Annotated in this window: 21 protein-coding genes and 1 riboswitch; of the genes, 4 read left to right on the forward strand and 17 right to left on the reverse strand. The window is 58.5% G+C overall.

Annotated elements, in window-relative coordinates:
* Window positions 1-360 precede the first annotated feature (360 nt).
* From mutT to DS906_RS16105, 3 genes are read right to left on the reverse strand one after another with little or no spacing between them, the layout of a single operon-like run.
* Window positions 361-759, reverse strand: coding sequence for an 8-oxo-dGTP diphosphatase MutT (gene mutT, locus DS906_RS16095; RefSeq protein WP_113791116.1), 399 nt, complete (start codon window positions 757-759; stop codon window positions 361-363).
* The gene (gene argJ / locus DS906_RS16100) at window positions 756-1982 is read right to left on the reverse strand and encodes a bifunctional glutamate N-acetyltransferase/amino-acid acetyltransferase ArgJ (protein ID WP_113791117.1); all 1227 of its coding nucleotides are present in this window, start codon (window positions 1980-1982) and stop codon (window positions 756-758) included. Before argJ ends, mutT begins: the two co-directional genes overlap by 4 nt.
* A 5-nt stretch (window positions 1983-1987) precedes the next feature.
* Window positions 1988-2836 (reverse strand): peptidylprolyl isomerase, encoded by an 849-nt coding sequence (locus tag DS906_RS16105; RefSeq protein ID WP_113791118.1) that lies wholly within the window; start codon window positions 2834-2836, stop codon window positions 1988-1990.
* Between the two features lie 176 nt (window positions 2837-3012).
* Here DS906_RS16105 and secA point away from each other — a divergent pair, with 176 nt between their 5' ends.
* From secA to DS906_RS16120, 3 genes are all read left to right on the forward strand, one after another.
* Window positions 3013-5730: a preprotein translocase subunit SecA gene (gene secA, locus DS906_RS16110; protein WP_113791240.1), complete on the forward strand. Its 2718-nt coding sequence runs from the start codon at window positions 3013-3015 to the stop codon at window positions 5728-5730.
* 100 nt (window positions 5731-5830) lie between these two features.
* Window positions 5831-6757 (forward strand): hypothetical protein, encoded by a 927-nt coding sequence (locus DS906_RS16115; RefSeq protein ID WP_113791119.1) that lies wholly within the window; start codon window positions 5831-5833, stop codon window positions 6755-6757.
* Between the two features lie 24 nt (window positions 6758-6781).
* Entirely contained in the window at window positions 6782-8338 is a 1557-nt protein-coding gene (locus DS906_RS16120) for a phosphate ABC transporter substrate-binding/OmpA family protein (protein ID WP_113791120.1), read from the forward strand.
* A 3-nt stretch (window positions 8339-8341) separates the two neighbouring features.
* Here DS906_RS16120 and radC read toward each other — a convergent pair whose 3' ends face one another.
* The 13 genes from radC to dnaK all read right to left on the reverse strand — a co-directional run bounded on the left by radC (window position 8342) and on the right by dnaK (window position 19911).
* On the reverse strand, window positions 8342-9097 hold the full coding sequence (gene radC / locus DS906_RS16125; protein WP_113791121.1) for a DNA repair protein RadC: 756 nt from the start codon (window positions 9095-9097) through the stop codon (window positions 8342-8344).
* 35 nt (window positions 9098-9132) lie between these two features.
* Window positions 9133-9867 carry an ABC transporter permease gene (locus tag DS906_RS16130; RefSeq protein WP_113791122.1) on the reverse strand — a complete coding sequence of 245 codons (735 nt, stop codon included), beginning with the start codon at window positions 9865-9867 and terminating at the stop codon, window positions 9133-9135.
* Entirely contained in the window at window positions 9864-10592 is a 729-nt protein-coding gene (locus DS906_RS16135) for an ABC transporter ATP-binding protein (protein WP_113791123.1), read from the reverse strand. The genes DS906_RS16130 and DS906_RS16135 overlap by 4 nt, the downstream gene beginning before the upstream one ends.
* The gene (gene tenA, locus DS906_RS16140) at window positions 10589-11263 is read right to left on the reverse strand and encodes a thiaminase II (protein WP_113791124.1); all 675 of its coding nucleotides are present in this window, start codon (window positions 11261-11263) and stop codon (window positions 10589-10591) included. The genes DS906_RS16135 and tenA overlap by 4 nt, the downstream gene beginning before the upstream one ends.
* Window positions 11260-12195 (reverse strand): ABC transporter substrate-binding protein, encoded by a 936-nt coding sequence (locus DS906_RS16145; protein WP_113791241.1) that lies wholly within the window; start codon window positions 12193-12195, stop codon window positions 11260-11262. The genes tenA and DS906_RS16145 overlap by 4 nt, the downstream gene beginning before the upstream one ends.
* A gap of 20 nt (window positions 12196-12215) precedes the next feature.
* Complete coding sequence (locus DS906_RS16150) at window positions 12216-13178, reverse strand: HesA/MoeB/ThiF family protein (protein WP_113791125.1); 963 nt, start codon at window positions 13176-13178, stop codon at window positions 12216-12218.
* Window positions 13175-13771, reverse strand: coding sequence for a thiamine phosphate synthase (locus tag DS906_RS16155; protein WP_113791126.1), 597 nt, complete (start codon window positions 13769-13771; stop codon window positions 13175-13177). Before DS906_RS16155 ends, DS906_RS16150 begins: the two co-directional genes overlap by 4 nt.
* Complete coding sequence (locus DS906_RS16160; RefSeq protein ID WP_113791127.1) at window positions 13768-14532, reverse strand: thiazole synthase; 765 nt, start codon at window positions 14530-14532, stop codon at window positions 13768-13770. Before DS906_RS16160 ends, DS906_RS16155 begins: the two co-directional genes overlap by 4 nt.
* Before the next feature lie 3 nt (window positions 14533-14535).
* Window positions 14536-14730: a sulfur carrier protein ThiS gene (gene thiS, locus DS906_RS16165; RefSeq protein WP_113791128.1), complete on the reverse strand. Its 195-nt coding sequence runs from the start codon at window positions 14728-14730 to the stop codon at window positions 14536-14538.
* Window positions 14714-15691, reverse strand: a complete 978-nt coding sequence (locus DS906_RS16170; RefSeq protein ID WP_113791242.1) for an FAD-dependent oxidoreductase — start codon at window positions 15689-15691, stop codon at window positions 14714-14716. Before DS906_RS16170 ends, thiS begins: the two co-directional genes overlap by 17 nt.
* A complete protein-coding gene (thiD, locus tag DS906_RS16175) occupies window positions 15688-16491 on the reverse strand; it encodes a bifunctional hydroxymethylpyrimidine kinase/phosphomethylpyrimidine kinase (protein ID WP_113791129.1) in 804 nt (267 codons plus the stop codon). The genes DS906_RS16170 and thiD overlap by 4 nt, the downstream gene beginning before the upstream one ends.
* A gap of 45 nt (window positions 16492-16536) precedes the next feature.
* Window positions 16537-16642: riboswitch (TPP riboswitch) on the reverse strand.
* Between the two features lie 129 nt (window positions 16643-16771).
* Entirely contained in the window at window positions 16772-17926 is a 1155-nt protein-coding gene (gene dnaJ, locus DS906_RS16180) for a molecular chaperone DnaJ (protein WP_113791130.1), read from the reverse strand.
* Window positions 17927-18000: 74 nt separating this feature from the next.
* Complete coding sequence (gene dnaK / locus DS906_RS16185; RefSeq protein WP_058275103.1) at window positions 18001-19911, reverse strand: molecular chaperone DnaK; 1911 nt, start codon at window positions 19909-19911, stop codon at window positions 18001-18003.
* 213 nt (window positions 19912-20124) lie between these two features.
* Here dnaK and DS906_RS16190 point away from each other — a divergent pair, with 213 nt between their 5' ends.
* Window positions 20125-20727, forward strand: a complete 603-nt coding sequence (locus DS906_RS16190; protein WP_113791131.1) for an alpha-ketoglutarate-dependent dioxygenase AlkB — start codon at window positions 20125-20127, stop codon at window positions 20725-20727.
* On the opposite strand, the gene DS906_RS16195 is transcribed toward DS906_RS16190, so the two are convergent.
* Window positions 20724-21545: an ABC transporter permease gene (locus DS906_RS16195; protein ID WP_113791132.1), complete on the reverse strand. Its 822-nt coding sequence runs from the start codon at window positions 21543-21545 to the stop codon at window positions 20724-20726. The genes DS906_RS16190 and DS906_RS16195 overlap by 4 nt on opposite strands.
* Window positions 21546-21578: the final 33 nt, after the last annotated feature.

Genomic DNA, 21578 nt, shown 5'->3' on the forward strand with positions numbered 1-21578 from the left:
TCCTTCTTCTTGACTGGCGCAGAGGTACAGCTAAACGTTGAGTATGAAATGGCTTTCTCTAATACTCGGAGTATCATTCGTTTTTGCTGGTTGGGTTGTACTCCAAATCGCAAAGGGAGTGACGTTCACCTATGGTAGTTTTGAGCAATGGGACGAAACTTTCCTGCAACACTATCGAACTTGCTGTATGATGACCGATCTGCGCACAGCGGGACCAATCGTGGCACTGGGCGTTAGTTTAGTGCTCTTTTCGGCCTGGAAATTCATAAGACGTTAACCAAATTAACTGCGAGATATCGTGCCCACGGTGAACCTGTGTTTGTGGTGTAAATTGGATATCCCGACCACCAAATCTAAAGACTACAACCAATCTCGCAAAATCGGGATCAACGGCACGTCAGCCGCCGGCATTGGATAATTGCGCAGGTCATTCGCCCGCACCCATTTCAACGCCTGCCCTTCCTTAGACTGCGGGATACCCGCCCACTTGCGGCAGGCAAACAGCGGCATCAGCAGATGGAAGTCATCATAGTTGTGGCTGGCAAAGGTCAGCGGGGCGAGGCATGAGGCCCAGGTGTCGATGCCCAGTTCTTCGTGCAATTCGCGGATCAGGGCGGCCTCGGGGGTTTCGCCGGGTTCGATCTTGCCGCCAGGGAATTCCCACAGACCCGCCATGGATTTACCCTCTGGGCGCTGCGCCAGCAGCACCCGGCCCTCGATATCGATCAGGGCGACAGCAGACACCAGTAAGGTCTTCACGAGCGATAATCCGCGTTGATCTCGATATAGCCGTGGGTCAGGTCGCAGGTCCAAACGGTGGACTTTCCCTCACCCAGCCCAAGATCGACCGCAATCACCAGATCCTGACCTTTCATATAGGCTGCGGCGTCATCCTCACGGTAATTCGGGCTGACCCAGCCCTTTTCGGCAACCAGAATATCACCGAAGGAAATGCTCAGCAGGTCGCGGTCAGCGGCGGCACCGGATTTACCGATAGCCATGACGATCCGGCCCCAGTTCGGGTCTTCACCAGCAATGGCCGTTTTCACCAGCGGTGAGTTGGCAATCGCCAGCCCATGCACCTTGGCGTCCGCGTCCGAGGCGGCACCGGTCACACGAATTTCCACAAATTTCGTAGCACCTTCGCCGTCACGCACAACCTGTTGCGCCAAGTCAAGCATCAAGCCCTCCAACGCCTCGGCAAACGCCGCGTTGCCGGTTGCGTCCACGCCTGAGGCCCCGGTTGCGCAGAGCAACAAGCTGTCCGAGGTAGATGTGTCGCTGTCGACGGTGATGCAGTTAAACGTCCTGTCGGTCTGCGCGCCCAGCATCGCCTGCAGCGCGGACTGTTCGACCTGTGCATCGGTAAAGATGTAGACCAGCATCGTCGCCATATCCGGCGCGATCATGCCTGACCCCTTGGCAATCCCAGCAATAGAGACTGTTTTTCCGTCAATCTCGACCTGCACACTGGACCCTTTTGGAAAGGTATCCGTGGTCAAGATCGCCCGCGCCGCATCCTCGATCGCGTGTCGGCTGAGGCCCATCTTCAACGCCTCAAGCTGTGCCATGATGCGGTCATGGGGCAGCGGCTCACCAATCACGCCAGTGGATGAGGTGAAGACGCGTTCGACAGGAACGCCGGTCGCTGTGGACACAGCCTGTGTGACCTCGGCCACCGAGGTCTGGCCATAGTGACCGGTAAAGGCATTGGCATTGCCCGAGTTCACCAAAATCGCCGCAGGCCCATCGCTGGACCCGCCGATCTTGTCCTGACAGTCCAGCACGGGGGCTGCGCGTGTGGCCGATCGGGTGAACACCCCAGCCACAGATGTGCCCGGATCCAGAACCGCCAACATCACGTCGGTACGGCCCTGATAACGCACGCCAGCCTCGACGGTGGCAAAACGCACACCGTCAATCGCAGGCAATTCGGGAAAACCCGCTGGCGCGAGCGGCGAAACCTTGGTGATCGTGGCCACAGGGGTTACTCCTGAATCAGGTCGATCTGACGGATGACTTCCGGGCCAACACCGTCCAAAGCAGGGCGTTCGATCTGCGAACGCTGCGTCAACTCGTCGATCTTGGCTTGAATCGCGTCCTGCTGAAGGGTCTGGGTCAGCTGTTCACGTACGGCATCAAGCCCCGGCGCTTCGGATTTTCGCATGTCGTTGAGAATGATAAGGTGCCAGCCGAACTGTGTTTGCACCGGATCCGAGATCTGGCCCTTTTCCAACGCAACAACGGCGTTTTCGAATTCCGGCACCATCTGGCCCTTGCCAAACCATCCCAATGACCCGCCATTCGGACCCGAAGGGCCGGTCGACTTTTCCTTGGCCATCTCGGCAAAATCGCCGCCGTCATCCAGCAGAGTTTTGATTTCCTTGGCTTCTTCTTCGGTTGCTACAAGAATATGACTGGCGTCGAACTCATCTTCGCCTTCGAAGTTGCCGAATTCCGCATCATAGGCCGCCTGAATTGACTCTTCGCTCACGACGTCGCCCAGCAACGCATTTACTGTCTGCACCGCCCGCATGGACCGGCCTTCGTTTTCCAGCCCCAACTGGTTCAGCCGGTTCAGATCGTCCTGCTGCTGCGCCAACAATTGCTGCTGGATCAATTGCTCAATGACGAATTCGTACAGAACGTCATCTTCAATCTCGGCGTAATTCGGCGGCAGGGCTGCAACGGATGCGATAACGTGACCCAATGTGATTTCATCCCCGTTCACATTGGCGACAACCGTATCAGCGTCCGGCTTGGTTTCCGCGGCAAGAGGCATCGCCATCACGGCAGCCAGAGCCAGCGATGGCAAAAAAGTGAGGCCTTTGGGCATGGAATCATCCTATTTCTTTGCCGCGACGGGGCGTGGCGTTGACACTCTGGGACCTGCCGCTTACATCGCTTTGAAGCCTTGGACAGGGCCGCCTTTCATCCCCCGTATCTATGGGTTGCAAGCAAGGTGGGCAAGCCTGTCGCAACCAAGACAAGAACAGATCCGCTGGAGTGAACATGCTGGGACTCGGAACGCTCGCCAAAAAGGTGTTCGGAACACCGAACGACCGCAAGATCAAGGCGACCCGCCCGCTGGTCGAAAAGATCAATGCGCTGGAACCTGAGTTCGAAAAGCTGTCCGATGAGGGCCTGATCGAAAAGACCGCCGAACTGCGCAAACGCGCGCTGGAAGGTGAGGCGCTGGACGACTTGCTGCCAGAAGCTTTTGCCAACGTTCGCGAAGCTGCCAGACGCGCGCTGGGTCTGCGCGCCTTTGACGTGCAGCTGATGGGCGGCGCGTTCCTGCATCAAGGCAACATCTCGGAAATGAAAACGGGTGAGGGCAAGACGCTGGTTGCCACTTTCCCCGCCTACCTGAACGCGCTGACCGGCAAGGGCGTGCACGTGGTAACGGTAAACGAATACCTGGCCAAGCGTGACGCCGAATGGATGGGCAAGGTATTTGGTGCCCTTGGCATGACCACCGGCGTGATCTGGTCGGGTCAGCCGGACGCCGAGAAAAAAGCCGCCTACGCCTGTGACGTCACCTATGCCACCAACAACGAGCTGGGCTTTGACTATCTGCGCGACAACATGAAGGCGGAGCTGGATCAGATTTACCAAAAGTACCACAATTTCGCGATTGTGGACGAGGTCGACTCGATCCTGATTGACGAGGCGCGGACGCCATTGATCATCTCGGGCCCGTCCGAGGACCGCTCGGATCTGTACACCGCCATCGACGCCCTGATCCCGTCGTTGAGCGATGATCACTTTACGCTGGACGAAAAGTCCCGGAGCGTGACCTTCACCGATGAGGGCAACGAGTTCCTGGAACAACAGCTGAACGCCAACGGTCTGATCCCGGAAGGCCATTCGCTGTATGACCCGGAAAGCACCACAGTTGTGCACCACGTCAACCAGGGTCTGCGCGCGCACAAGCTGTTTACGCGTGACAAGGACTACATCGTCCGTGACGGCAACGTCATTCTGATCGACGAATTCACTGGCCGGATGATGCCCGGGCGTCGCCTGTCCGAAGGCCTGCATCAGGCCATCGAAGCCAAGGAAGGCGTCCAGATTCAGCCTGAAAACGTGACGCTGGCCAGTGTGACTTTCCAGAACTACTTCCGCCTGTATGACAAGCTGGGCGGCATGACCGGCACCGCTCTGACCGAGGCCGAAGAATTCGCCGAAATCTACGGTCTGGGCGTGGTCGAGGTTCCGACCAACAGGCCGATTGCCCGTCTTGACGAAGACGATCAGGTTTATCGCACTGCCGGTGAGAAATACGGCGCGATGATCAACGAGACCAAAGAAGCGCAGGAAAAGGGTCAGCCAGTTCTTTTGGGCACCACCTCGATCGAGAAATCCGAACTGCTAAGCCAGCTGCTGCAAAAGGAAGGCATCGAACATAACGTTCTGAACGCCCGCCAGCACGAGCAAGAGGCACAGATCGTGGCCGATGCTGGCCGGTATGGCGCGGTGACCATTGCCACCAACATGGCTGGCCGCGGCACCGACATTCAGCTGGGCGGCAATGTCGAGATGAAGGTGCTGCAGGCCCTGGCCGAAAACCCCGAGGCCGATCCTGCCGAGCTGCGCGCTGCGGAAGAAGCGCGCCATACCGAGGAAAAGGAAAAGGTGCTGGCGGCCGGTGGCCTTTACGTCATGGCATCCGAACGTCACGAAAGCCGTCGGATCGACAACCAGCTGCGCGGTCGTTCAGGCCGTCAGGGTGACCCTGGCCGTACCGTGTTCTACCTGAGCCTCGAAGACGACCTGATGCGCATCTTTGGCTCGGAACGGCTCGACAAGGTTCTGACTACGCTGGGCATGAAAGAAGGTGAGGCAATTGTTCATCCTTGGGTGAACAAGTCGCTGGAGCGTGCGCAGTCCAAGGTCGAAGGTCGCAACTTTGACATGCGTAAGAACGTTCTGAAATTTGACGACGTGATGAATGACCAGCGTAAAGTGGTGTTCAGCCAAAGGCGCGAGATCATGTCGACCGATGACCTGTCCGAGATCGTCTCGGACATGCGCGAACAGGTGATTGACGATCTGATCGACGAATACATGCCGCCAAAAACCTATGCCGATCAGTGGGACACGGACGGTCTGCATGACGCGATCAAGGAAAAGCTGACCATTGACGCGCCCGTACAAGACTGGGCCGCCGAGGAAGGCGTCGATGACGAACAGGTGCGTGAACGTCTGGTCAATGCCGCAGACGAGATGATGGCGCAGAAAGCCGCAGCCTTTGGTCCCGAGAATATGCGCAACATCGAAAAGCAGGTTCTGCTGCAGACCATCGACGGCAAATGGCGCGAGCATCTGCTTACGCTGGAACATCTGCGCTCGGTCGTTGGATTCCGCGGCTACGCCCAGCGCGACCCGCTGAATGAATACAAGAACGAGAGCTTCCAACTGTTTGAATCCATGCTCGACAGTCTGCGCGAAACCGTGACTCAGCAATTGTCGCGCGTCCGTCCGCTGACCGAAGAGGAACAGCGCGAAATGCTGGCCCAGATGCAGGCACAGCAAGCACAGGCACAACAGGCGGTGGATCAAGCCACCGACAAGGCCGAAGCACTGGCCGAAGCCCAGGCATCGGGCGATTCACGCCCCGGCTTTGTCGAAGACGATCCTTCAACTTGGGGGAACCCGTCGCGCAACGATCTCTGCCCGTGTGGATCGGGCAAGAAATTCAAACATTGCCACGGCCGGCTGACCTGACGTCACCTTGATCAGAACACATTGAGTCCGTTTCACGGCCACATATTGGCCGTGATTCAACTTCAGGATGCGACTCGCTCCTTCAACTGGGGAGGGTGTTTTGTTTGTAATAAAGAATTACGTGACCACTGGCGGCACCGTCGCTTGTGCCTTGGCCATTGGTTACCTGATGCAAAATGGATCGCCAGCGCAATCGGATGGCGCGCAGGCTCCTGTAACTGTGGCTGCCGCCAATCAGTCCTCGGTGATTGCCGGGCTGGAAGGAATTGTTCTGACCTCCTCGCTTCCGGCCACTGATGCAACCACCGACATCAAGACATCGCGGCGCGCCCTGCAACCCACCAGATCGACCCCCTCTGATCGGAAAAGCTGCACTCTCAGTGCCCGCGCCAAAGCCGTTCCCGGCGCTGCGGCGCGCCTGACCGTCAAAGCCCCCTGCCACGGCAATGAACGGATCGAAATCCATCACAGCGGACTAACAGTTACGCAACGAACGGACAAAAACGGCGCTTTGGATCTGACGATCCCGGCCCTGTCAGAATATGCGATCTTTCTGATCTCGGTAGATGATCAGACCGGGACCGTAGCCACCACTCACATCCCCGACCTGGCCAACTACAACCGCATCGCCCTGCAATGGCAGGGCGAGACAGACCTGCAGATCCATGCACTGGAATTTGGGGCCAGCTATGGAACCGCGGGACATGTATCGTCGGACCCTGACGCGAAAGGTGCGGGCAAAGTCGTGCATTTAGGCCAACAGGCATTCGGCGACGCGCAGAATATCGAAATCTATTCTTTCCCTGCAGGCGAAGCCAGTCAGACCGGTTCGATCGAATTGACGGTCGAAGCTGAAGTGACCGAAGCAAATTGCGGCCGGGATTTGGCCGTTCAATCGCTCGAGCTGCGTGGCGATCGCCGCCTGCGGTCGCGCGATTTGACGCTGCCCATGCCGGATTGCGCACAAGCCGGTGATTTTCTGGTGTTGAATAATCTGCTCCAAGACCTGACAATCGCGGCAAATTAAACCGCAGGCAGGCTCGACTTTCTTATGACATTTTTTCGTGTGGCAGTGGCTACACTGATTTCTGTGACTCTGGCGTCCTATGTGCAAGCACAGGATATCACGCTGACCTCGCAAGACGGCAAGGTCGAGGTCACCGGCAACCTGCTGAGCTTTGATGGCGAGTTCTATCGCGTAGATACTCAGTTTGGGGAGCTGACCGTGGATGGGTCCGGTGTCACCTGCGAAGGACCCGCCTGCCCCAGCCTTACGGATTTCGTGGCCGAGGTTCGGTTCTCTGGCTCGGCCGTCATGGCGGAAAAGGTGCTGCCGGCTCTGATCGTTAGTTTCGCCCAGCAAGAGGGGATGTCGGCGACGCCGCAGCGTTTGGATTCGGGCGCATTCACCTATGAACTTCACCAGACCGGGCGCGATGCGCCATTGGGGCGGTTCTATTTCGCCCCCAGCAACACAGGCGGCGGCTTTGCGGATCTGATCGCCGATGAGACCGATATCGTCATGGCGCTGCGTGAAATTCGCCCGTCGGAACAAGAGGCAGTGCAGGCCGCCGGTCTCGGTGATCTGGCAGATGCAAGGCGGTCTCGGGTCATCGCGCTGGACGCGCTGGTCCCAATCGTGGCCCGGGAAAACCCGGTGCGGCAAATTTCGCCCGCAGAACTGGTGCGCATGTTTTCCGGAGAGATCGAGAATTGGTCTGAACTAGGAGGCCCAGATGCGCCCGTTTCCCTGCACTTACCAGACACCGGTTCAGGTTTGGCACAAGGGATTGAGGATCGGCTGCTGGCCCCCGCTCAATCCACGCTGGCCGAGGGAGTTATCCGTCACACCCGTAGCAGCGATCTGGTGCGCGCTGTCGCTGATGACCCCTTTGCCATCGGTATCGCCAGTCTTGCCGAAGTCGGGGCTGCCCGAGGCCTGCCTCTGACCGGCGGTTGTGGTCACGCGTTGACCGCCACGCGGCAATCCATAAAGACCGAGGACTATCCGCTGACATCGCCGATGTTCCTGTATCTGCCGGAAATCCGCCTGCCCCGCATAGCGCGGCAATTCCTGGCCTATTCGCAAAGCACCGAGGCACAGATGGCGATCCGCGATGCCGGATTTGTGGATCAAGAACCCGAAACCATGCGGATCGGGCTGCAAGGTGATCGTCTGGCCAATGCAGTGGTTTCAGGTGGTGCCGAGGTTGGGCTGGAAGAATTGCAGCGCATGATCGACAAGCTTCGCCCGCAATCGCGCCTGTCGCTGTCGTTCCGGTTCGAGGCCGGTTCATCAAGACCCGATGCGCAGTCACGTTCCAACATCCGGCAACTGGCCCATGCTCTGGAAACCGGGGCTATCGACGCCCGTAAACTGACTTTTGTGGGCTTTAGCGACGGCGAAGGCGCTGCTTCAGCCAATGCAAGGATCGCATTGCTGCGGGCAAAGACCGTGCGCAACGCGGTGCTGTCGGCGGTAGAAACAGCCATTCCCGATAATGTCGAAATCGCCGTGGACGCATTTGGCGAGGCAATGCCCATGGCCTGTGATGACACGGACTGGGGCCGCAAAGTCAATCGTAGGGTCGAGGTCTGGGTTCAGTAACCCTTACAGATAGCCCTCGGACCGAAAGCTCAGCTCATTCGATTTGCCAATAATCAGATGGTCATGCAGCGTCAGGCCCAGCGCAACGCAGGCATCCTGAATTCGGTTGGTCATATCGATATCCGATTGCGACGGTGTCGGATCTCCTGAAGGGTGATTGTGTACCAAGATCAGCGCCGAGGCATTCAGCTCCAGCGCGCGTTTGGCGACCTCTCGCGGATAAACGGGAACGTGGTCCACGGTGCCTTTGGCCTGTTCTTCATCCGCGATAAGGACGTTCTTTCGGTCCAGGTAGAACACGCGGAACTGCTCGGTCTCACGATGGGCCATCGTCGTTTGGCAATAATCCAGCAATGCGTCCCAGCCTGATACGACGTGCCGTTGCATTACCCGCGCACGCGCCATCCGATGCGCACAAGCCTCAAGGATTTTCAGGTCGGTGATCACAGTATCCCCCACGCCTTTGATTTGCCGCAGCCGCTCCTCCGGCGCAGTCAGAACGCGATTAAAATCGCCGAACGTGTCCATGAGCGCCCGCGCCAGTGGCTTTACGTCCTGCCGGGGGATCGAGCGGAAAAGGACAAGTTCCAGCAATTCGTAATCCGGCATTGCCGCCGACCCACCAGACATGAACCGCTCGCGCAGGCGTTTGCGGTGATCTTTGATGTACGACGGCAAGCGACCCGCCGGCAGCGGCTGCACCGGGGCTTCGTCCGTTTCAAACAACATCGGGGCTTCGGCAAAGGCGTCCTGAGTCATGGGACCACCGTGCGTCAGAATCGGTTTCTGAATGGTTAACGCGTCTCACCCGCGATGCGTGCGGTTGCCCGTCGAACGGTTAGATGCAACAGGATCGAGAACACTCCCAGCGTCAGCATCGCAGCAAACATCAGGTCGGTTTTTGCCCGTCCATTGGCCAGCAGCATCAAGTACCCCAGCCCCTGCGACGACCCGACCCACTCGCCGATCACCGCTCCGATCGGAGCATAGACGGCCGCCAGCCGCATTCCGGACGCCAGTGAGGGCAAGGCTGCGGGAATACGAATGTGCCACAACACGGCGCGCGGGCCGGCCTGCATGGTTCGCGCCAGATCAAGATATCCGGGCGGCGTTCGCATCAACCCGTCGAAAAAGGACGAAGTGATCGGGAAATAGATGATCAGCACCGCCATTGCGACCTTGGACCACAGGCCATAGCCCAGCCAAAGGGTCAGCAAAGGCGCCAGCGCGAAAACCGGCAACGCCTGTGTAAACACCAACATCGGCTGCACCAGCACCCGCGCAACACGGGAATTGGCCAGTTGCAGCGCTGTAAGGACCCCCAAAACCGTACCGCAGGCCAGGCCGATGACAACCTCGACCGCGGTGACCCATGTGTTTTCCGCGATAATCCAGCGATTCTGCCACCAGGTCTCGGCCACCAAAACCGGGCCGGGAAGAATGAACTTCGGTAGGTCTGTCAGAGAGACGATCCCTTGCCAGACCGCCAATGCAAATACTGTCGCGGCAAGTGCTGACAACAGTTTCATGCCGCATCCTCACGCAACAGGCGCAGTAACGCGCCCTGCGCCTCAAGCGTTTCCGGATCGTCGACGCTGCGGGGGGCCGGTGCATGCGGGGGGTGGCAAGGCGTTATGCCGTTCTGCGTCATGACCAAGATGGATTGACCCAACCGCGCAGCCTCGCCCGGATCGTGAGTGACCAGCAGAACAGTTCGGCCCTGTAACGCTTCGGCCGCAAGGTCCTGCATATCCGCGCGGGTGCGGGCGTCCAGCGCCGAGAACGGCTCATCCAACAAAACGATGGGCCGATCTTCCATCAACGTGCGGGCCAGGGCCACCCGTTGACGTTGCCCACCAGAGAGTTCGCCAGGCTTCTTGCCCATATGGTCCTGCAGGCGCATCCGTTCGATCAGCTGATCACGGCGGTTCAGGTCTGGCTTTTCTCTGCGCAACCGCGCACCCAGCAGGACGTTCTGCGCCACAGTCGCCCAGGGCAACAACAGATCGTCCTGCGCCATATATGCAACCTGCTCCGGTACAGGTTGCCTGTCACTGGCGGTGATCTGGCCTGTGAAATCTGCGCCCGTGTCCAAGCCAGCAATCAGGCGCAGAATGGTGGTTTTGCCGACCCCCGATCCACCCAGCAGACACGTCCACCGCCCTGCCGCTAGCGTCAGGGTCAACGGCGCGAACAATAACGCGTCGCCAATCGCGGCCGAACCACGGATGGTCAGATCGGGGGCTGGAGTCATGGGGTCAAGCCCATTTGCCAGAAATTGACCTCCAACTCGGTCGCGGTACGGAAGGTGTGGCACAACCGGTTCCAACGCGGGGATGCTTCGAAATTTTCGCTAACACGCGCTGTTAGAGCCGAATCTAGCAACTCCCCAACCGCCACGCAGGCACCTTGATAATCATCACTGGCATAGGTGGTGATCCAATCGCGATAGGTGTCAGACGTAGCGTCGGCCGCCAGTCTTGTGCCAATCTCAGCGTACCCCATCACACAAGGTGCAAGCGCCGCAAGAAGGTCGAGCAGGTCGCCGCTGTAGCCGGCCTCAAGTACGAACCGCGTATAGGCGAGGTTCTCAGCGCGTTCCCGGGTGGCAAACAGCTGGTATTGCGGGATGCCTTCGGCCTCGCAGATTCCGATATGCAGCTTCATCTCTTCGCTGATCAGCCCGTTCACGGTACGCGAAGCGGCCAACATTTCCGCGTGCGTTTCCGATTTCACCACCGCCAGCGCCCAGGCGCGCGAGAAATGAATCAGGAACACATAGTCCTGCCGCAGATAGTGCAGAAACGCCGCCCGCGGCAGAGAACCATCCTTCATGCCTTCGACAAAGGCGTGGCGGGTGTAATCCTGCCACGGCCCCTGCGCGGCATCGCGCATCAGCGCGAATGCTTTGCCATAGTCGCTCATTGAACGGTCACATCTACTGAGATGTCGCTGACCGGGTTGATGCTGTCGATCATGCCGCTGTCTTTGAGGAAAGCCTCGAAACGGGCATAGCGACCTGCATCAAAGCCCGCCGGGCGCAGCGCGAAACGGGGCAGTGTATCCACCCATGCGCGCGCGTTCAGTTCGTCCTGCAATTCGGGTGAGGTGGCCGCAAAGATTTTCCAGCTTTTTTCGGGGTTGTTGACGATGAACTGGGTCGCCTTTTCGGTCGCCGCAAGGAAACGGGCGACCTTGTCGGCATCCATCGTGTCGGGGTTGGCGACATAGATCAGCTCGTCATAGGACGGTACGCCTTCCTCCTCGATGTAGAAACAGCGACCCGCAACGCCTTCGATATCCATCTGGTTCAACTCAAAGTTCCGGAAGGCCCCGATCACCGCATCCACCTGTCCCGTCATCAGCGAGGGCGACAGCGAGAAGTTGACGTTGACCATCTCAATATCGTCCAGCGCGACATCATGGGTGTTCAGCATGGCGCCCAGCACGGCCTCTTCCACTCCCGCGACCGAGAAGCCGATTTTTTTGCCCTTGAGGTCGGCGAGCGTTTTGATCGGACCGTCCTGAAGCACCAGCAGGCAATTCAACGGCGTCGCGACCAAGGTACCGACGCGCTTCAGCGGCAGGCCCTCATGGATTTGCAGGTGAAGTTGCGGCTGGTAGGACACCGCCAGATCAGCTTGCCCGGCGGCAACCAGACGCGGAGGGGCCGATGGATCCGCGGGTGGCACAATCTCAATCTCCAGCCCCTCATCAGCAAAGTATCCGTTCTCTTGCGCCACGATGATGGGCCCGTGGTCGGGGTTAACGAACCAGTCCAGCAGAACGGTCATCTTGTCTTCGGCCCAGGCCGGCGCGGCGGCCAGCAGGGCAATTGCTGTCATCAGCTTTTTCATATCTCGCGTATCCTTTTCGTTCACGAGGTTGAGGCCGCGACGAGAACGATCTCGCCCGGCCAATCCGGTTGCAATTTTTCGGCAGCACGCCACGCACGCAGGCCGGTGGAACAGCAAAATGCCAGCCTTTTACTTTTGTTAGGCTCAATTTCTATCAATTCAGAAGACCCGCGGAGCGCTTTGGGATGAATGGGTTCAGGGGCCTCATCCGGGCTGCGCAACTCGATGATCAGATCATCTGCGGTCAGTTGGCAGGTCGACACAAATGGGAAGTGATGGCTGGGTTCAGGCGCATCGTTAAAGCGGAACGTTGTGCTTCGCATCGTGCGGGCATCGAACTGAACCATCTGCCCCAAAGGCGAAGGGTCCAGCCCGAGAATAACGCTCAGCGCCATTTGTGCCTGCATCGCGCCAATCATTCCGACGACCGGAGCCAACACACCAGCGGTGGCACAACTTGCACCACTGCCCGGCGCGTCCGGAAAAACCGCCCGCAAAGATGGGGCACCGCCGCAGAAACCGCCGACGTAACCCGACAACCCCAGGACCGAAGCGCTTATCAACGGTTTGCCAAGCGCGCGACACGTATCCGACAGCGTATAGCTTGCGGCATAACTGTCTGCGCAATCGAGAATGACGTCGGCTTGTGAGACAAAACGTTGCGAATTTAAATTAGTTAGAGCCTTATTTTTCGCGGAGATCGTAATTTCAGAGTTTAAGGCCTGACACCGTTCAGCCGCGACTTCGGCTTTAGGGCGGTCGCAGTCCCGCTCGGCAAACAAGGTCTGGCGATGGAGGTTCGACAGGGCGACTTCATCGGGGTCTACGATGGTCAAATATCCCACCCCAGCACCAGCCAGCAAAGGCAAAACCGGCGCTGCCAGCCCCCCGGCCCCCACCACAAGAACCCGAGCGTCGGACAGGCGAGCCTGACCACGCGCGCCGACCTCAGGCAGGATCATCTGACGGGCGTAGCGGCTCATCTGGTGACCTCGATCCACGCACGTACGCGGGCCTCGGGGTCTGCATTCAAGGTGATGTCTGTCACGACTGAGACAATGTCCGCCCCAGCCTGCAACACGCCCGGCGCGCGCGCGACGCTCATCCCGCCAATACCGACCAAAGGGATATCCCCTACCCGCGCTTTCCATTCGGTGACCCGAGGAAGGCCCTGCTGTTCCCATTTCATCTTTTTCAGGATCGTTGGGTAGACCGGCCCCAGCGCGACATATTCAGGGTTCATGGCCAGAACACGCTCAAGCTCGTCATCGTCATGGGTCGAGACACCCAGTTTCAGCCCTGCGTGTCGGATCGCCTTCAGATCCGCATCATCCAGATCCTCTTGTCCCAGATGAATCCAGTCACAGCCCGCCTCAATGGCAACCTGCCAATGGTCATTCACCACCAGAACAGCCCCATGCACGCGGCACAGATCCCGCGAAACCGCGATCTGTTCGTGTACGACCTTTTCCGGCTGGTCCTTGATCCGGAGCTGAACCAGCTTCACGCCCAAGGGAAGCATCCGGCGCAGCCAGTCGGAATGGTCGAAGATTGGATAAAACCGGTCGAGGTTCATGACAAAAACGCCTTTCCGATAACGGGGGTCGAGGGTTCGGCCATATCGCGCGCTTCGATCGGGTCGGCCTGATAGGCCAATCGCCCGGCTTCGATGGCCAGCTTCATCGCCTTGGCCATTGCGGCCGGATCTCCGGACCGCGCTACGGCGGTATTCAGCAGAACGGCATCATACCCAAGCTCCATCGCATGTGCGGCGTGGCTGGGCAGGCCGATACCAGCGTCAATCACCAGGGGTATTTCGGGAAACTCAGCGCGCATTGCGCGCAGGGCGTATTCGTTGTTCAAACCACGGCCCGAGCCTATCGGAGCTCCCCAAGGCATCAAAACCTCACACCCTGCCGCCAGCAGGCGTTCGCCCACTACCAGGTCGTCCGTGGTGTACGGAAAAACCTCGAACCCGTCTTCGCTCAGGATGCGCGCGGCCTCGACCAGTTGGAACACGTCGGGCTGCAGGCTGTCGGTATGTCCGATCAGCTCGAGCTTGATCCATTTGGTGTCAAACACCTCACGCGCCATATGGGCGGTGGTCACAGCCTCTTTCACCGTATGGCAACCTGCTGTGTTGGGCAGGATATGAACGCTCAGGTCGCGGACCATCTGCCAAAAGGTTTGCCCTGCGCCAGCTTCGCGTCGCAAGGACACAGTGGCCACACCGGCCCCGCTGTTCCGAAATGCCTGGTCTAAGATTGCAGGGCTTGGATATTGCGCGGTGCCCAGCATCAACGGGTTCGACAGAGGTGTGCCATAGAACGTCTTCATCACTCAGCCCCCCTGCATCGGGGCGACGACTTCGATCCGATCGCCATCCCTGATTTTGCGGGCTTTGCGCAGGCTCGAGGGCACAAAACCCTCGTTCACAGCCGTCGCCACCCGTCCTGAAAACCCGCATTCCTGCAAAAGGTCGGCAAGAGTTCCGGCCTGCACCTCGCGCATCTCGCCGTTAAGTACGATCTTCATCAACCATCTCCGAATGTTTGTTGTCCAACGCCAGGTCGGCCACGCCCATTGCCAGTGCAGGGGCCAGAAGGTAGCCGTGGCGATAAAGGCCATTTGCGTAAATTGTCCGTCCCAGCCGCCGAATACGCGGCAGGTTGTCGGGGAAAGCGGGGCGCAGATCGACGCCGATTTCCAACACTTCAGCCTCACCAAAGGCGGGGTTCAGGGCGTAGGCTGCGCTCAACAACTCAAGCATCGAGCGTGCGGTAATTCGGCTGCTGTCCTCGGATTCGATCATTGTTGCGCCCAGCATGTAGACGCCGTCGCCGCGTGGAACGATATACAGCGGCATCCGGGGATGAAGCAGGCGAATAGGCCGGGTCAGTGTCACGTCTGGGCACCGGATCACCAGCATCTCTCCCTTCACGCCGCGCAAGTCCTGCAGGTTTTCGCGCGCGCGCAGACCCCGGCAATCAATGGCGTTGTCCAGCCCTGTCGGCGCACGCACATGGTGGAATTCAACGCCGAGATTCTGAAGCTGGCGTGACAGATCCAGCAAGGCCTGTCGCGGGTTCAAATGGGCCTCGGCATCAAAGTAGAGACCCTTTCCGAAACCGTGAAGATCAGGCTCTAATTCAACAATTTCGTCGGCGCCAACTTTGAAAAACCTCTCAGTTCTGCGGGCGAAACGGCGCAGATCCGGCAGGTCCCGTGGGTTAGCAACAACCAGTGTGCCACGTCTGTGGACCTGAGTGCGCTTAGCCCACCAGTCAACTGCCAATTGCCCCAGACGCAGGACAGGTTCCTCGGCGTTTTCATACTCACACCAAGGTGCCAACATTCCGCCCGCCCACCAAGAGCAGCCATGCGGCCCCGGCGCACCGCCAGAATCAAACACCTGAACCTTGGCCCCGCGCGCGACAAGCTCGGACGCGACGGCCAACCCGGCCACGCCTGCCCCGATGACTGACCAGACGGTCACGCGGGCCAAACCTGATGGAAGTGGTGCACCGGCCCGTGGCCTTGCCCGATTTTCAAGGCATCGGCCTGTGCGATGGCGCCCTGCAGATAATAATGTGCTTGGGCTACGGCCTGTGTCAGCGAAAGGTCCTTGGCCAACCCGGCCGCTATGGATGAGGACAGGGTGCAGCCGGTTCCGTGGGTGTTGCGGGTCCGTCGGCGCGGCGCTTGAAACTGAGCAATCACGCCCGAATGTGAGATCAATATGTCGTGGCAGATGTTGCCCTTGCCGTGACCGCCCTTCATCAGAACCGCGCCAGCGCCAAGTGCACACAGATCTTGCCCTTGTGCGATCATCTGTTCGAAGCCGTCCGCGGACTCAGAGCCCAACAGACAGGCTGCTTCGGGCAGGTTTGGTGTCAACACGGTCGCGCGTGGCAACAATACGTCGCGCAGGGTTTGGATCGCCTCTTCTGCCAGCAAGGCATCGCCGGATTTCGCAATCATGACCGGATCTAAAACCACCGGCCCGTCAAAATCTGCGATACTGTCTGCGACACATTGGATGATCTGAGGGGTAGCCAGCATTCCAATCTTGATCGCGCCAACATCCAGGTCGGTCAGAACAGCCTCGATCTGGGCTGCAATGACGTCCAGAGGGATGCCATGCACCGCCGTAACCGCGCGAGTATTCTGCGCCGTCACGGCGGTAATCACGCTGGCCCCGTAAACGCCGAGCGCCGACATTGCCTTGAGGTCTGCCTGAATTCCAGCCCCTCCGCCGCTGTCAGATCCTGCGATTGTTAAGGCAATGGGTGCCATGTCGTTGCTCCGGTTCAAAATGGGCAACGGGCATGGAAAACGTCTAAGCACTATAAGACCGTTCCCTACGCCGGTATTGCCCGGATCAGGTTCGATGGGTTAGCGCGTTCACGCCTCTCAGCCCCCAAACAGGGCACCCCAACGGTTGGGGCGACACTCTCAGGGGATGGCGGGGGAATCAAGGGCCAATTTTGGTGCAGATCGCGGTTAAACTGGACTTATAAAATGCAAAAGCCGGCCTCAACGGGCCGGCTTTTGTTTGATGTTCAGATGTGCAGGTTCAGCCCTTCATACCGTCCCAAAATGTCTTGACGGAAGAGAAAAAGCTTTTTGATTCCGGGTGGTTATCTTCGCCCAAATCGTCGAACTCACGCAGAAGCTCTTTCTGACGGCTGGTCAGATTGACTGGGGTTTCAACGGCCAGTTCGATGAACATGTCGCCAACGCCACCGCCGCGAAGGGCGGGCATGCCTTTGCTGCGCAAGCGCATCTGACGTCCTGACTGGCTGCCAGCCGGAATTTGCACGCGACCGCGGCCACCGTCGATGGTGGGCACTTCGATCGAGCCGCCCAGCGCTGCCTTGGCCATGCTGACCGGAACGCGGCAATACAGGTTCACACTGTCGCGTTCGAACAGCCTGTGGTCTGACACCTCGACAAATATGTAGAGATCACCAGGTGGGCCACCGCGCATCCCGGCCTCACCTTCGCCCGCAAGACGGATGCGTGTGCCGGTTTCCACACCGGCGGGAATGTTGACCGACAGCGCGCGATCTTTTTCGACGCGTCCGGCACCGCCGCAAGACTTACAGGGGTTCTTGATGATCTGACCCAGACCCGAACAGGTCGGGCACGACCGTTCAACTGTGAAAAAGCCCTGTTGCGCCCGCACTTTCCCCATGCCCGAACAGGTCGGGCAGGTTGTTGGCTCAACCCCGCCTTCCGCACCCGAGCCGTCACAGGCCGAGCAGGCCACGGCAGCAGGCACGTTAATCGTCTTTTGCAGGCCCGAGAACGCTTCTTCCAAACTTACGCGCAGGTTGTAACGCAGGTCTGACCCGCGCGCGGCCCGTCGACCACCCCCGGTAGCACCGCGCTGACCACCCATGAAATCGCCGAACAGGTCGTCGAACACGTCCGAGAAGGCGCTGGAGAAATCGCCCTGCCCGCCAAATCCGCCGCCGGGACGGCCACCGCCGCCCATACCGTTTTCAAACGCGGCATGACCAAAACGGTCATACGCGGCCTTTTTTTCGGCATCGCGCAAGACATCGTAAGCTTCGTTCGCTTCCTTGAACTGAGCCTCGGAATCCGGGTTGTCCTTGTTGCGATCGGGATGCAATTCCTTGGCTTTCGTTCGAAAGCCCTTCTTGATCTCGTCCGCTGATGCGCCCTTGGACACGCCGAGCACATCATAGTAGTCGCGTTTTGACATCAGTATTTCCTTCTGCCGCAACGTAATCGGGCCGGCCCGGTGACCGGACCGGCCCAAATTGGCCCGGTTTCCCGTTACTTACGCTTTTCGTCGTCAAGATCTTCGAATTCGGCATCGACGATATCGTCTTCACCAGCCGGAGCAGCATCCGCCGCCGCAGGCTCATCCTCGGTCTCTTCAGACTGCGCTTTGTAGATGGCTTCGCCCAGCTTCATGGCGGCTTCGGTCACGTTCTGAATGCCTGACTTGATCTTGTCGGCATTCTCGGTTTCCAGCTCGTCCTTCAGCGCGACAATCGCCAGCTCGATGGCTTCGATGGTGGTCGGGTCGACCTTGTCGGCATGCTCTTCCATCGACTTCTCGGTCGAGTGGATGAGGCTTTCCGCCTGGTTCTTCGCCTCGATCAGCTCGCGGCGCTCCTTGTCCGCCTCGGCGTTCTCTTCGGCGTCCTTGACCATCTTGTCGATATCTTCATCCGACAGACCACCCGATGCCTGGATGGTGATCTTCTGCTCTTTGCCGGTGCCTTTGTCCTTGGCCGAAACCGAGACAATGCCGTTGGCGTCGATGTCAAAAGTCACCTCGATCTGAGGCATGCCGCGCGGTGCCGGCGGGATATCTTCAAGGTTGAACTGACCCAGGATCTTGTTGTCCGCAGCCATTTCGCGCTCACCCTGAAAACAGCGGATGGTCACAGCATTCTGGTTGTCCTCGGCGGTCGAGAAGACCTGAGACTTTTTCGTCGGGATCGTGGTGTTGCGGTCGATCAGGCGGGTGAACACGCCACCCAGCGTCTCGATACCCAGCGAAAGCGGGGTTACATCCAGCAGAACCACGTCTTTGACGTCACCCTGCAGAACACCGGCCTGAATGGCCGCGCCCATGGCAACGACTTCGTCCGGGTTCACACCCTTGTGCGGCTCTTTGCCAAAGAACTTGGTGACCTCTTCGATCACCTTCGGCATGCGGGTCATACCACCGACCAGAACAACCTCATCAATGTCGCCCGCCGACAGACCGGCATCTTTCAATGCGGCCTGACAGGGTTTCATCGACTTCTTGATCAGATCGCCGACCAGAGATTCCAGCTTGGCACGGGTCAGCTTCATGACCATGTGCAGCGGCTGACCGTTGGCGCCCATCGAGATGAACGGCTGGTTGATCTCGGTCTGCGAGGTCGAGGACAGTTCGATCTTGGCTTTTTCAGCGGCTTCTTTCAGGCGCTGCAGGGCCATCTTGTCGCTGGACAGATCGACACCGTGTTCCTTTTTGAACTCATCCGCCAGGTAGTTGACGATGCGCATGTCAAAGTCTTCACCACCCAGGAAGGTGTCGCCATTGGTCGATTTGACCTCGAACAACCCGTCGTCGATTTCCAGAATGGTCACGTCGAACGTACCACCGCCAAGGTCATAGACCGCGATGGTTTGGGTTTCTTCTTTGTCCAGACCATAGGCCAGCGCAGCCGCTGTCGGTTCGTTGATGATCCGCAGCACTTCCAGACCGGCGATTTTACCTGCGTCTTTGGTGGCCTGACGCTGAGCGTCATTAAAATACGCGGGAACGGTGATGACCGCCTGTGTGACTTCTTCACCCAGATAGCTCTCGGCGGTTTCCTTCATCTTGCCCAGAGTAAAGGCCGAAATCTGGCTTGGGGAGTATTTTTCACCGCGGGCTTCCACCCACGCGTCACCGTTGCCGCCATCCACGATGGCGTACGGCACCATTTTCTTGTCCTTCTGGACTTCTGCATCATCCACACGACGACCGATCAGACGCTTGACGCCAAAGATCGTGTTGTCGGGGTTGGTGACCGCCTGACGTTTTGCAGGCTGACCAACCAGACGCTCATCTTCGGTGAAGGCGACGATCGAAGGCGTGGTCCGCGCCCCTTCTGCGTTTTCGATGACCTTTGGCTGAGAGCCGTCCATGATGGCCACACACGAGTTGGTGGTGCCGAGGTCAATACCGATTACTTTTCCCATATGTTCAATCCCTTTCTCTTCAAGGCGATGTCTCGAGGTCCGGACCCGTTATGGCATCCGGTCCCGATCTGGTTTGCGCAACAGCACTACACCATCGCGCGTCCCGGCGTATATAAGGGCGAGATCAGAGGCCTGCAAGCGGTGTAAAAGGCAGGTTTTCGGGAATCTGCGGCCTTTTTTGGCAAGGTTTTGGCAAGGATTGGGGAATCTTCAATGGCGCGGCTGCATTTGCGCGGATTTGACATCAGAAAAGCCTATCTGGACGTTGCGGCACAAACGCAACTGATTGAGGCGTTGCGCCCGATTCTGAAATCTGCGCCGCTGTTCCGGCCTGTCACGCCTTCTGGCAAGGAAATGTCGGTGCGCATGACCTCGGCCGGGGCGCTTGGCTGGGTCACTGACAAAGGGGGCTACCGATATCAGGCGCAGCACCCTAAAGGAACGGTGTGGCCCGACATTCCTGAAACGATACTGGGCATCTGGCGCAAGCTTGCCAGCAACCAACGCGATCCAGATTGCTGTCTGATCAACTATTACGGCGAAGGTGCGCGCATGGGGTTGCATCAGGACAAGGACGAGGCAGATTTTTCTTGGCCCGTCTTGTCGATATCCCTAGGCGACGACGCCCTTTTCCGCATCGGAAACGAAAGCCGGGGCGGCAAGACCGAGTCGATCTGGCTGAACTCCGGCGACGTTGTTGTCATGGGCGGCCCCGCCCGCCTGACCTATCACGGGGTAGACCGCATCCGTTTCGGTTCGTCCAAGCTGTTGCCCAAGGGCGGGCGGATCAACCTGACTTTACGGGTCGCGAATTAGCGGCGTGCGCCCCAACTGGCCGAGACATGCTGACGGGTGTAAAAAATCCCCAGCAATCCAATCATCAACAAGGCCAGCCCAACCCAGACCGCATATTCCCAACTGGAATTGCGCGGGAAGTAGTTACGAAAGACAAAGCCGCGGCATTGGTCGATTATGTGAAACAACGGGTTCCAGGCAAAGAAACTCAGCATGAAGCCCCCCAGCGCATTTCCTACAACCATTTTGCCTGAAAAAATCATGTTCATGCGCCGATACACGTTTTTCAGAATTTCAGAAGTCCCTGGGAACCACGGCTTGATCGCCATGAAAACAACGCCCACCGCACATCCTGTAAACCAGGCCAGAATCAGCATATAGAACGCGCCGCCCGGCTCTTGGATCTCTAGCGGCTCAATAATAACGCTGTAGGCGAAGAGGATCACAAGGATCGAGACCAATTGCGTATAAAGCGATCCGAAGGCAGTCGCCAACAATGCGACCATCATATTCATCGGAGAGTGCAGCATCATCGGGTTGTTTCCTGTAGCCACGCCAGCGACCGCCGAGACGGCCTTAATGTGGGTCAGAAACAGAAAGACACCTGATAACAGAAACAGGATAAAGTTGCCCCTGATCTTGGCCACACGTGTGCCCAGCATCGTCATGATCAGGTAAAACACAGTCACAAGTGCGAGAATTTGTACGATATTCACAATGATTGCGATCACGGCATTCGCATGATTGGAACGTATCCCACGCACCACCGCGTGATAGATAAGCTCAGCAGTCGTGAAAGCGCTGCCCAGAAGCGTCTGTTTTCGCTTAAAATAAAACACTCAGTGCACTCTTTCCCGCTGAACTGCCTGCAA

It is taken from the genome of Ruegeria sp. A3M17 (genome assembly GCF_003318255.1).
Lineage (GTDB): Bacteria > Pseudomonadota > Alphaproteobacteria > Rhodobacterales > Rhodobacteraceae > Ruegeria.

Excerpts from the sequence above, each read along its gene's own strand:
- DS906_RS16130 (WP_113791122.1), bottom strand. The coding sequence starts at position 9,867 with ATGAAACTGTTGTCAGCACTTGCCGCGACAGTATTTGCATTGGCGGTC.
- DS906_RS16120 (WP_113791120.1), top strand. The coding sequence starts at position 6,782 with ATGACATTTTTTCGTGTGGCAGTGGCTACACTGATTTCTGTGACTCTG.
- dnaK (WP_058275103.1), bottom strand. The coding sequence starts at position 19,911 with ATGGGAAAAGTAATCGGTATTGACCTCGGCACCACCAACTCGTGTGTG.
- DS906_RS16155 (WP_113791126.1), bottom strand. The coding sequence starts at position 13,771 with ATGAACCTCGACCGGTTTTATCCAATCTTCGACCATTCCGACTGGCTG.
- DS906_RS16145 (WP_113791241.1), bottom strand. The coding sequence starts at position 12,195 with ATGAAAAAGCTGATGACAGCAATTGCCCTGCTGGCCGCCGCGCCGGCC.
- DS906_RS16160 (WP_113791127.1), bottom strand. The coding sequence starts at position 14,532 with ATGAAGACGTTCTATGGCACACCTCTGTCGAACCCGTTGATGCTGGGC.
- DS906_RS16150 (WP_113791125.1), bottom strand. The coding sequence starts at position 13,178 with ATGAGCCGCTACGCCCGTCAGATGATCCTGCCTGAGGTCGGCGCGCGT.
- DS906_RS16190 (WP_113791131.1), top strand. The coding sequence starts at position 20,125 with ATGGCGCGGCTGCATTTGCGCGGATTTGACATCAGAAAAGCCTATCTG.
- dnaJ (WP_113791130.1), bottom strand. The coding sequence starts at position 17,926 with ATGTCAAAACGCGACTACTATGATGTGCTCGGCGTGTCCAAGGGCGCA.
- radC (WP_113791121.1), bottom strand. The coding sequence starts at position 9,097 with ATGACTCAGGACGCCTTTGCCGAAGCCCCGATGTTGTTTGAAACGGAC.
- tenA (WP_113791124.1), bottom strand. The coding sequence starts at position 11,263 with ATGAGCGACTATGGCAAAGCATTCGCGCTGATGCGCGATGCCGCGCAG.
- thiS (WP_113791128.1), bottom strand. The coding sequence starts at position 14,730 with ATGAAGATCGTACTTAACGGCGAGATGCGCGAGGTGCAGGCCGGAACT.
- DS906_RS16135 (WP_113791123.1), bottom strand. The coding sequence starts at position 10,592 with ATGACTCCAGCCCCCGATCTGACCATCCGTGGTTCGGCCGCGATTGGC.
- DS906_RS16105 (WP_113791118.1), bottom strand. The coding sequence starts at position 2,836 with ATGCCCAAAGGCCTCACTTTTTTGCCATCGCTGGCTCTGGCTGCCGTG.
- thiD (WP_113791129.1), bottom strand. The coding sequence starts at position 16,491 with ATGGCACCCATTGCCTTAACAATCGCAGGATCTGACAGCGGCGGAGGG.
- secA (WP_113791240.1), top strand. The coding sequence starts at position 3,013 with ATGCTGGGACTCGGAACGCTCGCCAAAAAGGTGTTCGGAACACCGAAC.